We start from the raw sequence: 14,140 nt of genomic DNA on the forward strand, positions 1-14,140 counted from the left end.
GCTCCTCAATATGGGGACATCAAAGAAAAGCAGTGGCATTAAATCAGACCCCAGTCCAGTAAGAAAGTTCTGGGCAAATGAAAAAAGCTTAAAAAAATGTTTAGCTTTACCTTGAGTCTCCCTCTTTACGCACTAGCCTAATATTCCCGGCCAGACAATAACGATTAGCGAGCCAGCCAAGGTCAGTAATACGTTTGCTATGGCATAAGTACCTGCATAACCAAGCGCTGGAATATTACTGCGAGCAGTATCACTGATGATATCCATGGCCGGTGCACAGGTGCGAGCTCCCATGATCGCGCCGAAAAGCAGAGCACGGTTCATGCGCAATACATAAGCGCCAAAGATAAAGCAGATAACCACGGGCACTAAGCTCACGATTAAGCCGGAAATCAGCATTTGCCCACCGACGGCTCCCAGGCTGCTATTAATACCGCCACCGGCGCTCAAGCCGACCCCAGCCATAAAGACCATTAGACCAAACTCTTTCACCATATTTAACGCCCCTTGCGGGATATAGCCGAAAGTTGGGTGGTTGGCACGTAAAAAGCCCAACATGATCCCAGCCATTAGCAGGCCTGCGGCATTACCAACACCAAAGCTAAAGTTACTGAATTGGAAGGTGATCAGGCCGATCATTAACCCTAAAATAAAGAAGGCACAGAACGCCAGCAGGTCAGTGACCTGACTGTGAATAGAGATAAAACCAATCTTCTCTGCCACACTTTTAACTCGTCGTGCATCACCGCTGACTTGCAATACATCGCCTTTATTCAGTACTACATTGTCATCAATCGGCATTTCTATCTGGCTGCGAATCACGCGATTCAGAAAGCAACCGTGGTCAGTCAGTTTTAAATGGCTCAGGCGCTTACCGACGGCATTGCTGTTTTTGACTACAATTTCTTCGGTAACAATGCGCATGTCCAGTAAGTCGCGATCAAATACTTCCTTTCCGTTACGGAAACTGGGGTCAAGACGGGAATGAGCATCTGGATAACCGACCAATGAGATCTCATCACCGACTTGCAGTACCGCATCGCCATCCGGGTTAGCCAAAATACCATTTCGGCGAATACGCTCAATGTAGCAGCCAGTTTGACGATAAATTCCTAATTCACGTAGATTTTTACCATCAGCCCAAGCCACCAATTCCGGGCCAACGCGATAGGCACGGATAACTGGCAGATAGACTTTGCGCTGACTGTCGGTGTCGAGGCCGCGCTCACGAGCAATTTGCTGCGCGCTGGTCGGCAAGTCTTGGTGCTGAAGCTTGGGTAAATACCGCGCCCCTAAAATCAGGCTAACCAGTCCGATAAGATAGGTCAGGGCGTAACCCAGACTCAGGTTATCTTGGGCGTGTTGTAACGCCGGATTATTCGCGATGGTATGGCGAAGAGTATCGCCAGCGCCCACCAAGACCGGAGTGGATGTCATGGAACCGGCCAGCATCCCGGCAGTCAGGCCAATATCCCAGCCAAAGAGTTTACCTAGCCCCAGAGCCAGAACCATTGCGCTGCCCACCATGACCAACGCCAGCATTAGGTAGTTTTTGCCGTCACGAAAGAAAATAGAGAAAAAGTTTGGGCCAGCTTCGACGCCGACACAAAAAATAAACAGCATAAAGCCCAGATTAAGTGCTTCGGTATTGATAGTAAAATGCTGTTGCCCAAGCAACAGGGATACCACCAACACACCAATAGCGTTACCTAGTTGAATAGGTCCCAATCGCAGTTTGCCCAGGCATAACCCCAGCGCTAACACCACGAATAACAGCAAGATATAGTTGCCGTTTAACAAGTTTGCGACGTTTATATTCACGAGTATGACTTTCTATTTAGTCAGGATGATCAACGATGCATACACCCTTAATGTAAAGCCAGAGCGACACATATCTTTAAATTCAAAACCTTTTAATTCAAAAAAACATCGCTAGCTGAAATATAAATGTAAGCGATAGCGGTGTTTATTCTAATCGGTCTGTTGCGAGACAGCCAGTAGTAAGCAGGAAGTTTGCCTTAGCCAGGAGATATGCTTACATAGTGATGAAGTGTGGAGTTATATAGCTTTAATACCCGATTTTTGCTGGGCTGGTCTAAATGGCAGGCAAGAAAAAAGGGCGCTAAGCACCCCTTTTTCGGATAAAACTCATTAAATTTGGCGCACTGTTGCTAACCGTTAGCCAATAAGGGCGTTTTATCAGCCGATTATTGGAACAGGCTCAGATTTTCTTTAGCGTAGGCTTCAAAATCTGTGCAGCCACCGATGTGTTTCTCATCAATAAAGATTTGTGGCACGGTTTCTACTGGTTTGCCGACCGTTTTTTCCAGGTCAGCTTTGGTGATACCTTCTGCGTGGATATCGATGTAACGAAATTTAAAATCGTCACGCTCAGTTTCCAGTTTTTCCGCCAACTCTTTGGCACGTACACAGTAAGGACATCCAGGACGCCCAAAAATCACAGCAAACATGTAAAACTCCTTGATTAATTTGAGATAATCACTTCGCCAACAGTTACTGATGTATTCAGCTGCTAAATGACTTATAGCGTATTACTCATTCGACTACTGACTACTATGCCTTTTGATGCAGTGAAAAAAAAGCAGGATTTACCTGTTAGTTCGATTAATCCTACCTATTTGCTTATGGGCACTGTTACAAATAGTGGGGATTCAATACACTAAGTAAAAGCTGATATATAGCCAATGAAAGCGGTGTTGCAGGTGAGGGTTTCCAACCGCCTGGTGACATTAAGTGCGAAGGCTACAGAGCCTATCGGAGGTAAAGATGCGCTCGTTAGGAGATATGCCCCGGATTGTGATTATCTTGGAAGCATTGGGGATGATATTACTGGTTGTTGCCTATCTCAGTATAAATGACTATTTGTCATTACCGGGATCAATGGGTACACCGACAGTTGCAATTATTATGATTTTTGTCGGAATTGGTTTGATGGTCCCAGCGGCAGCCTGCATTGTTTGGCGCGTCGCCCAAGGTTTTGGCCCGCTCTTAGGTAGCGCAGATAGAATTTCCAGACCCCAATCTAAGAAAGAGTCAGATAAAGCGCGTGTCGAAAAGGAGAACAAATCTAAGTAAGGTCATCACTGAGCCTTTCCTGCGGTATTAAATTAGTCGGGATTGAAGTAGCGCTGTCGGCCAATATTCCGTAAGCTATGGCACTTTTCGTATTATGAGAATCGTGAGGTAGGTAGTTATGGATTCACTCATCGTCCCGGATTTAGCCTTATTACGGCGTTGGCTGGATCAACTCGGTATCTCATTTTTTGAGTGCGATTCCTGCCAGGCACTGCATTTGCCGCATATGCAAAATTTTGAGGGTGTGTTTGATGCCAAAATTGATTTGGTGGATAACGTTATCCTGTTTTCAGCTCTGGCCGAGGTACGCCCAACAGCGTTGATCCCGCTGGTCGCAGATCTCAGTCAAATTAATGCCAGCTCACTGACAGTTAAAGCGTTTATTGATATTCAGGATGATAATCTGCCAAAGCTGATTGTCTGCCAGTCACTGACTGTTGAGGTCGGGGTCACATTCGCCCAGTTTGGCTATTTTATGCAGCAGTGTGAAGAGCAGATTTCGATGATTATTTTGGAAGCGCGCGCCAATGATTTATTATTTATTGGCAACAGCGACGATGATGAGTTGCCGCAAACCGCTACCGCTTACCCTGTTATACACTAAATTCATTAATTGATTCCCGCGCATCAAAATCAGGGTGCTGCTGATAACCAGTGGCACACTATTTATTATCTCGGTAAACCATAATATTCCCCCGCTAAACCATAAGATATTCTGCTTTTTACCCTCCTTTGCCAGATATTTGTCGCCGTTTACACCATTATTGACGCATTACATAGATAGAATGTGCATAAAAAATCGATAAAAGGCGTTTTTTAACCTAGAGTCTGGCGTGAATTCCGAACTGCGGTTATGCTGCTGTTTCTGCAAAGGGCATAATATTCCTCCGCAAAATCAGTGATTATCCTTGTTAGGTTAATAATCACTCACCGTGCATAGCCATGCATCTGGTGTTTGTGGCAATAGCACTCGGCAGGACAACCGTGTTGTATCCCACGAGATACAAATTTATCGCACGAATTTACCCCCTATTCTGGAGGAGTTAACGGATGTTCACCCAACGTAAAAAGTGGTTATCGGGTGTTGCTGCTGGCCTGCTAATGGCCGCGTCCGTCTCAGCATCAGCTGAAGAAAAAACACTGCACATTTACAACTGGTCTGACTATATCGCGCCAGATACGCTGGCTAATTTCCAAAAAGAAACCGGCATTAAAGTTGTCTATGATGTGTTTGACTCCAACGAGGTGTTGGAAGGTAAATTGATGGCGGGGAGCACCGGGTTTGACTTGGTGGTGCCGTCAGCCAGTTTCCTCGAGCGCCAATTGTCTGCGGGCGTATTTAAGCCGCTGGATAAAAGTAAATTACCGAATGACAAAAATCTTGATCCTGAATTGCTGACACTGGTTGGCAAGCACGATCCCGATAATAAATATGCCATTCCGTATCTGTGGGCGACCACCGGTATTGGCTATAACGTCGAAAAAGTAAAAGCGGCACTTGGGAAAGACGCACCGATAAACAGTTGGGATCTGGTGCTGAAACCTGAAAATCTTGAGAAGTTGAAAAGCTGCGGTGTTTCCTTCCTGGATGCGCCAAGTGAGATTTTTGCCACCGTTCTTAATTATTTAGGTAAAGATCCCAACAGTATTCAGGCCACTGATTACACCGGCCCTGCTACTGAGCTGTTATTAAAGCTACGACCTAATATCCGTTATTTCCACTCATCACAATATATTAATGATCTGGCAAACGGTGACATCTGTGTAGCGGTGGGTTGGGCTGGCGATATTATGCAGGCTTCTAATCGTGCCAAAGAAGCCAAAAATGGTGTGAATGTGGCTTATAGCATTCCGAAAGAAGGCGCATTAGCCTTCTTTGACGTGTTTGCCATGCCTGCGGATGCCAAAAATCAGGATGAAGCTTATCAGTTCCTGAATTACCTGATGCGCCCTGATGTGATTGCCAATATTAGCAACCATGTGTTTTATGCCAATGCCAATAAAGCAGCGACTCCGTTGGTGAACGCAGAAGTTCGTGATAATCCGGGTATTTATCCACCGGCAGATGTAAGAGCCAAAATGTTCACACTAAAAGTACAAGACCCGAAAATTGATCGTGTGATCACTCGGGCTTGGACCAAAGTGAAAAGCGGCAAATAAACCATTGATAAGAATCAGCTGCGGGTGGTGAGCCTGTCGCTGATAACAGATTGATGGATAAGTAAAATAGATCATGGTAGGAACAGGGGGGTTATCTTCCTGTTCCTGTTTTTTATTGCGCCGCACCTCGAATGCGGCCTGTTCTGCTTTTATGGAGAGCACGCTGAGTGAATGATGTCATTCCCCGCCCACAGTCAAAATCCCAGAAGGTGTTTACACCCTTGCTGGAAATTCGCAATTTAACCAAATCATTTGATGGTCAGGCCGCGGTAGATGATGTCAATTTGACGATCTACAAAGGTGAGATTTTTGCGCTGTTAGGGGCTTCGGGGTGTGGAAAATCCACCTTGTTGCGAATGCTGGCTGGCTTTGAACAGCCGACACAGGGGCAAATTGTTCTCGATGGGCAGGATTTGTCGCATGTACCGCCTTATCAGCGCCCAATTAATATGATGTTCCAGTCATATGCATTGTTCCCACATATGACTGTTGAACAAAATATCGCGTTTGGTTTGAAGCAAGACAAACTGCCTGCTAATGAAATCAAAAGCCGGGTGGCAGAGATGCTGACACTGGTACATATGCAAGAGTTTGCCAAACGTAAGCCACATCAGCTGTCCGGCGGCCAACGCCAACGGGTTGCTTTGGCGCGTAGTCTGGCCAAACGGCCAAAATTGCTGCTGCTGGATGAGCCGATGGGCGCTTTGGATAAAAAACTGCGCGACCGCATGCAACTCGAAGTGGTGGATATTCTGGAGCGAGTCGGAGCAACTTGCGTGATGGTTACCCACGACCAGGAAGAGGCTATGACCATGGCTGGGCGCATCGCCATTATGAACCGTGGTAAGTTCGTGCAAATTGGTGAGCCGGAAGAGATTTACGAGCATCCGAACAGCAGATTCAGTGCTGAGTTTATCGGCTCGGTGAATGTGTTTGAAGGCGTATTAAAAGAGCGCTTAGATGATGCGCTGGTGATTGACAGCCCCGGATTGCGCCATCCATTGAAAGTGGATTCAGATGCGTCTGTGGTTGATGGTGTTCCCGTCTTTGTCGCGCTGCGGCCAGAAAAAGTGATGTTGTGTGAACAGGTGCCGGAGGATGGCTGCAATTTTGCCGTTGGTGAAGTGGTACACATTGCTTATCTAGGCGACTTATCCATTTATCACGTGAAATTACACAGCGGACAGATGCTCACTGCACAGCTACAAAACGGCCATCGTTACCGCAAAGGGATGCCTACCTGGGGTGATGAAGTACAACTCTGCTGGGATGCTGACAGCTGTGTCGTCTTGGGTAACTGATCGGCCTGTAGCTGATCATTAGGGGAGCAAAATATTGTGATACCAGAATCTACTCATGGAGCAGCAGAACCACCAACGCGCGCGGTGGGGCCGGTTAAAGCGCTGATTCAACGTTTCCAAATGTCGCATGGCCGCAAATTGGTTATCGGCATCCCTTATTTATGGTTATTCCTGCTGTTTATGTTGCCGTTCCTGATTGTCTTCAAAATCAGCCTGGCAGAGATGGCGCGTGCAGTTCCACCTTATACCGATCTGGTGACCTGGCTGGACGGCAAGCTAGATATCTCGCTCAATCTTGGCAATTATCTGCAACTCCTTGATGATCCGCTGTATATCGATGCTTACCTGCAATCTCTGCAAGTGGCTGCGGTATCGACCTTGTGTTGCCTGATTATCGGTTATCCATTGGCATGGGCGATAGCTCACAGCAAGTCATCCACCCGCAATATCCTATTGCTGTTGGTGATCCTGCCGTCATGGACCTCATTCCTGATTCGGGTTTATGCCTGGATGGGCATTCTGAAAAATAATGGCATTCTGAATAACTTTCTGATCTGGACTGGAGTTATCGATCAACCGTTGATTATTCTGCATACCAATCTGGCGGTCTATATCGGCGTGGTCTATTCCTATCTGCCTTTCATGGTACTGCCTATCTATACCGCATTGACCCGACTGGATTATTCATTGGTGGAAGCGGCACTGGATCTCGGTGCGAAGCCATTTAAAACCTTTGTCAGTGTGATTGTGCCTTTGACCAAAGGGGGGATCGTGGCCGGTTCTATGTTGGTATTTATTCCGGCGGTAGGCGAATTTGTTATTCCTGAACTGCTCGGAGGGCCGGATAGCATCATGATTGGCCGTATTTTATGGCAAGAATTCTTCAATAATCGTGACTGGCCAGTAGCCTCCGCCGTTGCGACGGTGATGTTAGTGCTGCTAATAGTACCGATTATCTGGTTCCACAAGCACCAGAATAAAGAGCCAGGAGGCGCGGTATGAATAACTTACCGGAAGTGCGTTCGGTCTGGCGTCGGGTCATCTTGATTGTCGGCTATACCTTCTTGTATGCGCCAATGTTGATGCTGGTTATCTACTCGTTTAACAGTTCTAAACTGGTGACGGTGTGGGCTGGGTGGTCTATCCGCTGGTATATTGAGCTGTTCAATGATTCGGCGATGATATCTGCGGTTGGGCTGAGTCTCACTATTGCCGCCGCCTCGGCTACCATGGCGGTAGTGTTGGGGACGATAGCCGCAGTGGTCATGGTGCGGTTTGGTCGTTTTCGTGGCTCGACCGGTTTTGCTTTTATGTTGACCGCACCTCTGGTGATGCCCGACGTCATTACCGGTTTGTCGTTACTGCTGTTGTTTGTTGCTATGGGGCATGCTATCGGCTGGCCGGCTGAGCGCGGTATGTTCACCATCTGGTTGGCACATGTGACCTTCTGCACAGCCTACGTAACCGTCGTTATCAGTTCCCGCTTGCGTGAATTAGACCGGTCAATCGAAGAAGCTGCGATGGATTTGGGCGCGACCCCCTTGAAAGTCTTCTTCGTGATTACCGTGCCAATGATAGCCCCAGCATTAGTTTCTGGCTGGCTGCTGGCCTTTACCTTATCGCTAGACGATTTGGTGATAGCCAGCTTTGTGGCCGGGCCGGGCGCGACAACTTTGCCGATGCTGGTCTTTTCCAGTGTGCGTATGGGCGTCAATCCAGAGATCAATGCACTGGCGACACTAATTTTGCTGGTGGTCGGGATTATCGGCTTAATCGCGTGGTGGTTTATGTCCCGTTCGGAAAAACAGCGGTTGCGTGAATTACGCAAAGCTGCACGTGGTTGATTGGTAATAAATGGTTATTGATTATAAATAGCTGATTAGCCTTAAAACTGATAGTCTTTCATTAGCTTATAACGCCGCTTTCTAGCGGCGTTATTGTCAGGGATAACATCAGGTTACAAAACCCGAACAGGGAGGCAGCTAAGGCAATATGAGATTGTTATTTTCAACCGCCGCATTTTCATCTGCCGCCACCACGCCCGTCCCGGTTTTAATTGCCGGAACCGCTATTGTTGCGACCCGCTTCGTCGGCGTAATCCTATTGGCAGCGACATTGGGTTGGCGAGGCACCGGCAGTTTTATCTATGAAAGCTTGCAAAGCTGGGATTCTGGCTTGATTTTTATTGCCAGTATTTTGATTTTGTTGCTGGAAATAGTGTGTGGCGTGGCGGTATGCCTACGGCAAAACTGGGCGCGCTGGTGCTATGTGGCCTGTCAATTGTTGGTTGTTACCTATTTGCTGATGGCATCGCTGGATTGGCTGGTACTGGATGTCGATGTTTTCCGAATCGAAGGCGATACCGGTGCTGAAATTTTGCATAGTTTGCTGTTACAAAAGATCCCCGATGTGGTTATTCTCGGCTTGTTGTTTTTCCCCTGGCATCGCTATTTTCGGTCGTCAACATGAGTGTTTAGCGTAACACAGTGCTACAATCCGCCCCTATTAATAGCCTCGGCTGTATCTTAGTATCTTAGATTATAACGGTTAATTATTAATGCAATGCGCACAATATACGGCGGGTCGCTGCCGTTCCTGTCAGTGGCTGGATAAACCTTATCCGCAGCAACTTGCGGATAAACAAAATCATTTAGAAAATCTGCTATCTGATCACCGCGTCACTCAGTGGCTGTCGCCGGTCTTCGGGCAGGAAAGTGCTTTTCGTAATAAAGCCAAAATGGTGGTCAGCGGCAGTGTTGAGCGCCCATTATTAGGGATGCTGCATCGCGATGGCACCCCGGTCGATTTATGCGAATGCCCGCTTTATCCAGCCAGCTTCGCGCCGGTATTTGCGGTACTAAAAACGTTTATTGCCCGCGCAGGGCTGACTCCTTATAACGTTGCCCGCAAGCGCGGTGAACTGAAATTTCTGCTATTGACGGAAAGCACCTATAACGGCGATCTAATGTTGCGATTTGTACTGCGCTCACAAACTAAGCTGGCGCAGCTGCAGGCGGCTTTACCTTGGTTACAACAACAATTACCTCAACTGGCGGTTATCTCGGCAAATATTCAGCCAGTACATATGGCGATTTTGGAAGGGGAGCAGGAGATTCCATTAAGCAAACAGCAGGCGCTACCAGAAATCTTTAATCAGGTGCCGTTGTTTATCCGTCCACAAAGTTTTTTCCAGACAAATCCACAGGTTGCGGCATCACTTTATGCCACAGCAGGCCAATGGGTGCGCGAACTGAAGATTGATAGTATGTGGGATCTATTTTGTGGGGTGGGGGGCTTTGGTCTACATTGTGCGGATACCGAAACTCAGCTGACCGGAATTGAAATCAGTGCCGAAGCTATCGCCTGCGCACGCCAGTCGGCAGATCAATTGGGATTGAAAAATGTCACTTTTGCCGCCCTGGATTCAACCCAATTCGCCACCGCAGAAACACAAGTGCCGCAATTGGTCTTGGTTAACCCACCACGGCGTGGCATTGGTGCTAAATTGTGTGAATACCTCAGCCAAATGGCACCGCAATTCATTCTCTATTCAAGCTGTAATGCCGAAACAATGGCAAAAGACATCAGTTTGTTGGCGGACTATCGCATTGAGCGGGTGCAGTTATTTGATATGTTTCCGCATACCGCTCACTACGAAGTCCTAACCTTACTTACCCTGCGCCCTTGAAGCTGTAGGGGTGTTGGCTGCGTTCACTTACCCGAATCACTTACTTGAGTAAGCTCATCGGGATGCGTTCGCTTGCCGCCTACCTACAACTCCAATGGCTTTGGGTATAACCTGCGCCCTTGAAGCTGTAGTGTAGGGCGAAAGTAGAAAGGGTATTACTGAGGGAACCACTTATCATTGATGGCCTTATAGGTGCCATCAGCTTTAACCGCCTCGATGGCTTTATTCAGTTTTTCAAGCAACGCGGTGTTATCCGGGCGCACTGCAATACCCAAGCCGGTACCGAAGTATTGTGGATCGGTGACATGCTGGCCAACTGCTGCCAGATTCGGATTGTTTTTCAGCCACTCATTCACTACCGCGGTGTCACCAAACACTCCATCAATACGGCCATTCTTCAGATCGATAATCGCATTCTGATAACTGTCATAAGCCACAGTTTGAATTTCTGGGTGTTTATCCTGCAAATATTTCTGGTGCGTCGTGCCGTTTTCCATCCCGATCTTCTTGCCTTTCAGATCGGCGAAAGAAGTGAATTTACCTTTCGGAGCAATAACAATGGCCGAGTTAGCATAGTAAGGCTGGCTGAATGCGACTTGTTTGCTACGTTCAGGCGTGATGTCCATACCGGAAATAACCGCATCATAACGTTTGAATTTAAGCGCTGGGATCAAGCTATCAAAGGCCTGATTAGTGAATGTACAGGTGGCTTCCATCTGCTTACATAATGCTTTTGCTAAATCCATATCAAAACCGACAATTTCGTTATTGGCACCGATAGATTCAAAAGGCGGGTAGGTTGCTGAAGCAGCGAAACGGATTGTTTCAGTGGCGGTGGCGCTAAAAACCATGCCACTTAAGATTGTTGCCAATAGTAACTTTTTCATGCTTAAACTCCTGTCTGAATTTTTTTAATAGAAGATGTTATTAGTTATTGATTTTATTATGACTGATGATGCTTTATCGCAATTTATTTGGATGAATGATGTGGATTACATTGCCATTTTATGAATTTATATGCAAGTAATGTGATTAAAAATTTAGTTTTTATTTTTAAGAGATAAAGGGAGGGGAGAGTATTTGGTTTAAGGTTTGACTGACATTAAATTGGATTGGATTTCGGTTGATATTCGTTTTGTGATCATGTTCGGTTGACATGATTGCGGTGATCACCTTGCCATTGGGTACCTCAACCGCCAAAGGGGTTACAAGCGCGTAACCCCTTTGGAACCCCTGCGCTTGCGCACGTATCGCTTGCCCACTTCGTGGATTCCCTCACTCATCATTCCGCTGATGGACCGGGCCGATTCGCATTCATGCTCAAGCGGCCCTCGCTCGGCATCCCTGCCTCGCGTCCTACCTTCATTCTTCACTCGGCAGCTCAAATGTGCTTTTAACATCAAAATCAAAATCAAAACCATGATTTTGATTTTCTCTTTTGACCTTGAGCGCAATCAGGAATATTGCCGACAAGGAGGGAGGGTAGAGTGAGCGGGCATGGACGCCCGCGAAAAGCGCGCTTGAGCATGGATTGCAAATCGCGCTGGCTCGTCAGCCCGAAAGACGCAGGAGGTTTACCCGTAGGGCAATATTTCGCGCAAGCCGCAGGTGCAGGAGGGCCGGCTTGCCCTCCTGCTCGGTTGAGGCCGCGAAGTTCAGGTGATCACTGAACGAATATCAACCGAAAAAGTAACTCGGTGCCCTAACAACCGAACCGGATCACTAAATCCTGTTAACTAAATCGCAAGTGATAAAACTAATCTTAATTACGCCGCTCAAACGCTAATGCCCTGCGCTCCACCAACCGCATCAACAGTGTCAGCAACCCATTTACCACTAGATAAACAAGTCCTGCGGCACCAAATACCATCACATCATAGGTACGGCCGTACATCAGTTGGCTGTAACCCATTACTTCCATCAATGTAATGGTGTAAGCCAGTGAAGTACTTTTGAACACCAGCACCACTTCGTTGGAATAGGATGAGAGTGCGCGTTTAAATGCAAATGGTAGCAAGATGCGTAATGACTGGGCCTTAGACATCCCCAGTGCTTCACAGGATTGCCACTGACCAGCAGGGATTGCGCGCACCGCGCCATAGAACAGTTGAGTGGTATAGGCTGCGCTGTTCAATGCCAGGGCAATCATGGCGCACAGCCAAGGTTGCGACAGCAGGTTCCATAACCACGGGTATTCACGAATCGCCGGGAATTGGCCGGGGCCGTAGTAGATCAAAAAGATCTGGACTAACAGCGGGGTGCCGGTGAACAGCGTGATATAGATTTTGACCAGTGGCGTGGCGATGGGTGTTTTCAGCGTCAACACAATGGTAAACAGCAATGACAACACTAAAGCGACCAGCAAGGAGGCAATGGTCAATGTCAGGCTGGTGTGCAGCCCTTTTAGGATCTCGGGTAAGTATTCCAGCATCAGGATGGGCTCCGTTCAAAACGGGTGGTACGGAGTTCAATCCACTTGAGTACATATTGACTCAATAGGGTCACCACTAAATAAATGGCTGCGGCAATAACATACCAGGTGAAGGGTTCCTGAGTCCGGGTGGCAATGCTTTTAGTTTGCAACATCAAGTCATTAACACTGATAAGTGACACTAATGCGGTGTCTTTTAGCAGCACCAACCACTGATTGCCTAAGCCGGGTAAGGCATGACGCCACATCTGCGGCATAATCAAGCGGAAGAAAATAGCTGCCTGACTCAAGCCCAATGCCTGGCCCGATTCCCATTGTCCAACAGGCACCGCTTTTAGAGCGCCGCGTAAAGTTTGTGACGCATAAGCGGAATAGAGCAGGGCCAGTGCGATAACACCACACAGGAATGGGCTGACTTCAAAATCATCAATATTGAGCTTAATCGGCAGCTCGAACAGATAAATATTCAAAGTAAAGCCGTCTGATAGCATCATCAGCAACTGAGAGGAGCCGAAATAGATAAACAGAACCACCAGAATCTCTGGTAGCCCGCGCAGAATGGTGACCCAGCCGGTTGTCAGGTAGCTGACGACCTTCCATCGTGACGATTCACAGACAGCAAATAACATCGCCAGAACCAGACCGAGGGCCAGTGCACAAACGGCAAGGCCGACGGTCATACCTGCGGCGCTTGCTAAAGGTTGAAATTCATTCATGGGTGCTTAAATTACTGCTGGAACCATTTTTTATAAATTGTCTGATAGGTGCCATCTGCTTTAACTTTCGCCAGCGCAGCATCTAACTTACCCTGTAACTCAGTGTTGTTCTGACGAACGGCAATCCCTAAACCGGTACCGAAATAGTCAGCGTCAGTCACTTTGTTACCCACAGCCGCCAATTGGTTATTTTGCTTCAACCACTCATTGACCACCGCAGTATCACCAAATACCGCATCCAGACGGCCATTTTTCAGGTCAAGAATGGCATTCTGATAGCTGTCATAAGGCACAGCGGTAATTTCGGGGTGTTTCTCCATCAGGTACTTTTGATGAGTAGAACCATTTTGCATCCCGACACGCTTGCCTTTCAGGGCGGCTAAATCAGCCACTTTGCCTTTTTCCGCAATAAACAGCGCAGAATTTTCATAGTAAGGCTGGGTGAAGGCCACTTGTTTTTGGCGCTCAGGGGTGATGTCCATCCCAGAGATAACCGCGTCAAAACGCTTAAATTTCAGGCTTGGGATCAAGCTGTCGAAGGCCTGATTGGTAAAGGTACACTCGGCTTGCATCTCTTTACACAGTGCATTAGCCAGATCGATATCAAAGCCTTGCATCTTATTATTGGCATCAATAAATTCGAATGGCGGATAAGTGGCTTCAGCAGCGAAACGAATAGTTTCAGCGGCAGAGGCGGACAAACTGATACTGGCAAGGACGGCAGCAATTATTAATTTTTTCATCGCAA

At 47.4% G+C, this 14,140-nt stretch carries 14 protein-coding genes; 8 read left to right on the plus strand and 6 right to left on the minus strand.

Going from position 1 to position 14,140, the window contains the following annotated elements:
- Nucleotides 1-132 precede the first annotated feature (132 nt).
- Together ACF3VQ_RS07555 and ACF3VQ_RS07560 are read right to left on the minus strand one after the other, a co-directional pair.
- On the minus strand, nucleotides 133-1,821 hold the full coding sequence (locus ACF3VQ_RS07555; RefSeq protein ID WP_392434375.1) for an aspartate:alanine antiporter: 1,689 nt from the start codon (nucleotides 1,819-1,821) through the stop codon (nucleotides 133-135).
- Between the two features lie 386 nt (nucleotides 1,822-2,207).
- Nucleotides 2,208-2,471: a GrxA family glutaredoxin gene (locus ACF3VQ_RS07560; RefSeq protein ID WP_004873700.1), complete on the minus strand. Its 264-nt coding sequence runs from the start codon at nucleotides 2,469-2,471 to the stop codon at nucleotides 2,208-2,210.
- Between the two features lie 316 nt (nucleotides 2,472-2,787).
- On the opposite strand from ACF3VQ_RS07560, the gene ACF3VQ_RS07565 reads away from it, so the two are divergent.
- The 8 genes from ACF3VQ_RS07565 to rlmC all read left to right on the plus strand — a co-directional run bounded on the left by ACF3VQ_RS07565 (nucleotide 2,788) and on the right by rlmC (nucleotide 10,245).
- Nucleotides 2,788-3,096, plus strand: coding sequence for a YbjC family protein (locus ACF3VQ_RS07565; RefSeq protein ID WP_392434377.1), 309 nt, complete (start codon nucleotides 2,788-2,790; stop codon nucleotides 3,094-3,096).
- A 118-nt stretch (nucleotides 3,097-3,214) separates the two neighbouring features.
- Nucleotides 3,215-3,700, plus strand: coding sequence for a YbjN domain-containing protein (locus tag ACF3VQ_RS07570; RefSeq protein WP_005162876.1), 486 nt, complete (start codon nucleotides 3,215-3,217; stop codon nucleotides 3,698-3,700).
- A 446-nt stretch (nucleotides 3,701-4,146) separates the two neighbouring features.
- Entirely contained in the window at nucleotides 4,147-5,256 is a 1,110-nt protein-coding gene (gene potF / locus ACF3VQ_RS07575; RefSeq protein ID WP_392434381.1) for a spermidine/putrescine ABC transporter substrate-binding protein PotF, read from the plus strand.
- A 167-nt stretch (nucleotides 5,257-5,423) separates the two neighbouring features.
- Entirely contained in the window at nucleotides 5,424-6,557 is a 1,134-nt protein-coding gene (gene potG, locus ACF3VQ_RS07580) for a putrescine ABC transporter ATP-binding subunit PotG (RefSeq protein WP_392434383.1), read from the plus strand.
- Between the two features lie 36 nt (nucleotides 6,558-6,593).
- Nucleotides 6,594-7,559: a putrescine ABC transporter permease PotH gene (gene potH, locus ACF3VQ_RS07585; protein WP_392434386.1), complete on the plus strand. Its 966-nt coding sequence runs from the start codon at nucleotides 6,594-6,596 to the stop codon at nucleotides 7,557-7,559.
- Nucleotides 7,556-8,401: a putrescine ABC transporter permease PotI gene (gene potI, locus ACF3VQ_RS07590; RefSeq protein WP_392434388.1), complete on the plus strand. Its 846-nt coding sequence runs from the start codon at nucleotides 7,556-7,558 to the stop codon at nucleotides 8,399-8,401. Before potH ends, potI begins: the two co-directional genes overlap by 4 nt.
- Before the next feature lie 148 nt (nucleotides 8,402-8,549).
- Entirely contained in the window at nucleotides 8,550-9,026 is a 477-nt protein-coding gene (locus ACF3VQ_RS07595) for a YbjO family protein (protein ID WP_392434391.1), read from the plus strand.
- Between the two features lie 88 nt (nucleotides 9,027-9,114).
- On the plus strand, nucleotides 9,115-10,245 hold the full coding sequence (rlmC, locus tag ACF3VQ_RS07600) for a 23S rRNA (uracil(747)-C(5))-methyltransferase RlmC (protein WP_392434393.1): 1,131 nt from the start codon (nucleotides 9,115-9,117) through the stop codon (nucleotides 10,243-10,245).
- 155 nt (nucleotides 10,246-10,400) lie between these two features.
- Here the strand turns inward: rlmC and ACF3VQ_RS07605 are convergent, their stop codons facing one another.
- The 4 genes from ACF3VQ_RS07605 to artJ form a co-directional block, all read right to left on the minus strand.
- Entirely contained in the window at nucleotides 10,401-11,132 is a 732-nt protein-coding gene (locus ACF3VQ_RS07605) for an arginine ABC transporter substrate-binding protein (protein WP_392434395.1), read from the minus strand.
- An 875-nt stretch (nucleotides 11,133-12,007) separates the two neighbouring features.
- Nucleotides 12,008-12,676, minus strand: coding sequence for an arginine ABC transporter permease ArtM (gene artM / locus ACF3VQ_RS07610; RefSeq protein ID WP_392434398.1), 669 nt, complete (start codon nucleotides 12,674-12,676; stop codon nucleotides 12,008-12,010).
- Nucleotides 12,676-13,392 carry an arginine ABC transporter permease ArtQ gene (gene artQ, locus ACF3VQ_RS07615; protein ID WP_392434401.1) on the minus strand — a complete coding sequence of 239 codons (717 nt, stop codon included), beginning with the start codon at nucleotides 13,390-13,392 and terminating at the stop codon, nucleotides 12,676-12,678. Before artQ ends, artM begins: the two co-directional genes overlap by 1 nt.
- A gap of 11 nt (nucleotides 13,393-13,403) precedes the next feature.
- Complete coding sequence (artJ, locus tag ACF3VQ_RS07620; protein ID WP_392434403.1) at nucleotides 13,404-14,135, minus strand: arginine ABC transporter substrate-binding protein; 732 nt, start codon at nucleotides 14,133-14,135, stop codon at nucleotides 13,404-13,406.
- Between the last annotated feature and the right edge of the window lie 5 nt (nucleotides 14,136-14,140).

This window comes from Yersinia fenwicki, from assembly GCF_043099325.1.
In the GTDB taxonomy this organism is placed as follows: Bacteria; Pseudomonadota; Gammaproteobacteria; order Enterobacterales; family Enterobacteriaceae; genus Yersinia.